General features: G+C 62.3%; 4 protein-coding genes. All 4 read right to left on the minus strand.

Annotated features, from left to right (window positions below):
• Positions 1-249, minus strand: a 249-nt coding sequence (locus AB4Z11_RS26420; RefSeq protein WP_442028816.1) for an SDR family NAD(P)-dependent oxidoreductase, incomplete at its 3' end; no start/stop codon positions are given.
• 7 nt (positions 250-256) lie between these two features.
• Positions 257-928: a thiol:disulfide interchange protein DsbA/DsbL gene (locus tag AB4Z11_RS26425; protein ID WP_442028817.1), complete on the minus strand. Its 672-nt coding sequence runs from the start codon at positions 926-928 to the stop codon at positions 257-259.
• A 14-nt stretch (positions 929-942) separates the two neighbouring features.
• Entirely contained in the window at positions 943-1,629 is a 687-nt protein-coding gene (locus AB4Z11_RS26430) for an SPOR domain-containing protein (RefSeq protein WP_442028818.1), read from the minus strand.
• Positions 1,630-1,664: 35 nt separating this feature from the next.
• Positions 1,665-3,374 (minus strand): arginine--tRNA ligase, encoded by a 1,710-nt coding sequence (gene argS, locus AB4Z11_RS26435; protein WP_442028819.1) that lies wholly within the window; start codon positions 3,372-3,374, stop codon positions 1,665-1,667.
• Positions 3,375-3,698: the final 324 nt, after the last annotated feature.

The raw sequence follows: 3,698 nt of genomic DNA on the forward strand, positions 1-3,698 counted from the left end.
GGCAATCACCACGTCGCAGCCGCCTGCGTAAGCCAGGAATTCTTCGGCAGCGCGGCGCACGGCCGCGTGGTCGGTCACATCCGCGACATAAGCGCGGTGACGTTCGGGAGAGGGGAGGGATGCGATCAGCGCCTGCAGCGCCTCGCCGCGGCGCGCCAGCAGGCCGAGCGTGGCGCCTTGCCGCGCGTATTCCGCGGYCATTGCGGCGCCCAATCCGCTCGATGCGCCAGTGATGAAGACGCGCTTCAAGGCAGTGTTACTTCTTTTCCGCCTTGGCCTTGGCCACCAGGAAGTCCATCACCTGCAGTGCGTTCTGCTGTTGCTGGGCTTCGGACATTGGCGCGGTAGCGGTATGGTTGGCGATGTAAGGCGAAGTCAGGTACTTGCCGTCGATCGCGATCATCGGCCAGGAATCCACTTCATAAGCCTCCATCATCGGATCGGTGTGTCGCACGCGGGCTGCGATGCCGAAGCCGCGGTAAGTGTCGATGAATTTGTTCTTGTCGATGCCGTTCTTCTCGATCCACTCGAACACTTGCTCATCGCGGTTCAGTCGATTGTGCTCAACGTGCATCGCGTTGAAGACCTTGTTGTGATACTGCTCGACCAGGCCCAGCGCTTCCAGCGTGAAGAACAGCTTCTGCTGCGGCAGCACTTCCTGGCCGCGCGACACGTGCACGCGCTTGAAGACGATGGTGTCGCCCTGCTTCTTCACCCACTCGGCCAGTTTCGGCTCCAGTGCGTAGCAGTGAGGGCAGTAGTACGCGAAGAACTCGATGACCTCGACCTTCTTGCCGGTGTCGGTCGACTGCGGCGCTTTCAGCACGGTGTATTCGGCGCCCGGCTTCGGATCAGCCGGAGAAGCCAGCGCGCCCAGCGCAGCGAAGGACAGGGTAGTCAGGACCAGGAATTTCTTCAGGATTTGCATCGCGTATCAGCTCCTTATTTTTGGGTGCGTACCACGGCGGCATCAATGCCGTTTTCGGACAGTTTGCTGCGAACCTTGTTCATTGCTTCCACCTGCGAGAAAGGACCCATGCGCACGCGATGCAGCACCACGTTGTCGTTGGTGCGGTCGGAAACGCTGGCCTCAAAGCCCAGCAGGGCCAGTTTGGCGCGGGTTGCTTCCGCATCGCTGATTTCGCGGAAGGCGCCAGCCTGCAGATAGTAGATGTATTTGTCTTCGGTAGTCGACGGCGCAGGAGCAGCCGCCTGGGTCGGCGGTGCAGCGCTGTTGACTGGCGCCGGCATTGCCGGCTTATCCGCCGCAGGAGCCGGCGCCGGCGCCGGTTTCGGTGCCGCCRGTTTGGCTTCGCCCTGCGCCTGGATATTGTCCACCACGCGCTGCAGCTCGTCGGCAGGCGGCGCCTTGTTCTCTTTTTCGAACTCGTTGTTCGCCTTGCGTGCCGCTTCCTTGTTGCCGTACATCGGCTTGTTCGGATCGGAGATCTGGCCGTCGGCCTGGTCCGTCTTGCCGGCTTTGGGCGCGCGGTCGGTGAAGGGGCTCTGTCCTTTGGTGATCATCAGGGCCACCACAACTGCGATGACCAGGCCGATTACGAGGCCGATAACAATACCTACCAGCGTGTTGCCTTGCTGGCGCAACGAAGGGGGAGTGCGAAAAGTCATCGTGCGGTGGGTCCTTGGGATTACATTTGCCGGGGTTACATTTGATTTGGTGCGGAGACGCCGATCAGAGCCAGGCCATTGCGCAGCACCTGGCGCGTGGCGACCATCAGCGCCACACGGGCCAGCTTGGTCGCTTCGTCTTCCACCAGCACCTTTTCGGCGAAGTAGAAGGAGTGCAGGGCGGCTGCCAGGTCACGCAGGTAGAAGGCTACCTGGTGCGGGCCCAGTTCGGACTGGGCGCGGGCCAGCATTTCCGGATACTGGGCCAGGGTGGCCAGCAGGGTGGCTTCGCTTGGCGCGGTCAGCGGGGACAGATCGACATCGGTGATGGTCTTCTCGTCGCCGCCCCAGTTTTCCAGCATGCGGCAGATACGCGCGTGGGCGTATTGCACGTAGTAGACCGGGTTTTCGTCGGAATTCTTCAGGGCGACGTCGACGTCGAATACGAATTCGGTGTCGGCTTTGCGGGAGATCAGGAAGAAGCGCACGGCATCGCGGCCCTTGGTGATTTCGCCGCCACCGGACCATTCGATCAGGTCGCGCACGGTCACGTAGGAACCGGCACGCTTGGAGATTTTCACCTCGGCGCCGTCCTTCATCACGGTGACCATCTTGTGCAGCACGTAGTCAGGGAAGCCTTGCGGCACGCCCAGGTTCACGGCTTGCAGGCCGGCGCGCACGCGGGCGATGGTGCCGTGGTGGTCGSWRCCCTGCACGTTGATCGCTTGCGTGAAGCCGCGCTGGAATTTGACGATGTGGTAGGCGACGTCCGGCACGAAGTAGGTGTAGCCGCCTTCGGTCTTGCGCATCACGCGGTCCTTGTCGTCGCCGAAGTCGGTAGTGCGCAGCCACAGGGCGCCGCCGTCTTCGTAGGTGTGGCCGCTGGCGATCAGCTGTTCCACTGCCTTCTCTACTTTGCCGTCGGAGTACAGCGAGGATTCGAGGTAGTAGTTATCGAACTTCACGCCGAAGGCCTGCAGGTCGATGTCCTGCTCATTGCGCAGGTAGGTCACGGCGAAGTGACGGATATTTTCCAGGTCTTCCACGTCGCCATTGCCGGTTGCCGGCAGGCCGTCGGATGCAGACACGGTCTTTTTGGCCAGGAAGTCGGTGGCGATGTCGGCAATGTAGTCGCCGTTGTAGGCCGATTCAGGCCATGCCTGGTCACCCGGCTTGTGGCCTTTGGCGCGCGCTTGCACGGACAGGGCCAGATTCTGGATCTGCACACCGGCGTCGTTGTAATAGAACTCACGGGTGACCTTGGCACCTTGCGCCTCGAACAGCGAGGACAGCGCGTCGCCCAGTGCCGCCTGGCGGCCGTGACCCACGTGCAGCGGGCCGGTCGGGTTGGCGGAGACGAATTCGATGATGACGTTCTTGCCGGCCAGCGCATCGCTGCTGCCGTAGGCGGCGCCTTGCGCCAGCACGGTTTTCACGACGGCTTGCTTGGATGCTTCGGTCACGCGCAGGTTGATGAAGCCTGGGCCGGCGATTTCGGCGGCGGCCACCAGCTGCTTGCCTGCCGGGTTGTCGAGCAGGGCGGTGACGATTTTCTGCGCCAGCTCGCGCGGGTTCATTTTCAGCTGTTTGGCCAGCTGCATGGCGATATTGCAGGCGACATCGCCGTGCGACGCGTCGCGCGGACGCTCCAGCACTACGTTGGCCTTAACTTCGGTGCCTTCCAGAATCGGCGCCAGCGCGGTCTGGAACAGGGAAATGATCTCTTGCTTTTGTTGGGCGAGCATGTCGTGAAAGCGGCACGGGCCGCATGATGTAAACGTCTGAAAAGACGGACATTATACTTGTTTGCAAGAAGGGCTCAATTGCAATAGCCGGACGGCTGCCGGGGTACAATCCTGCTTTTATAGTATTTACGCGTGCGGATGGCGGGCGTGATATCAGGATTGCAATGACTAAGAAAGAACGCCCAACTCTGTCCCTCAAACCCAAGGCGAAGCCAGCACCCGCCGCTGCCCCCGCGGCCCGCAAGCCTGGCCCCCGCCCAGCCGACGCCCCGCGCCCGGCAGGCAAGCGCCCGGACGCGCCGGCACGCTCGGACGCGCCACGCG

Origin of the sequence: Pseudoduganella sp. RAF53_2, from assembly GCF_052113985.1 — a bacterium.
Taxonomy (GTDB): Bacteria; Pseudomonadota; Gammaproteobacteria; order Burkholderiales; family Burkholderiaceae_D; genus Rugamonas.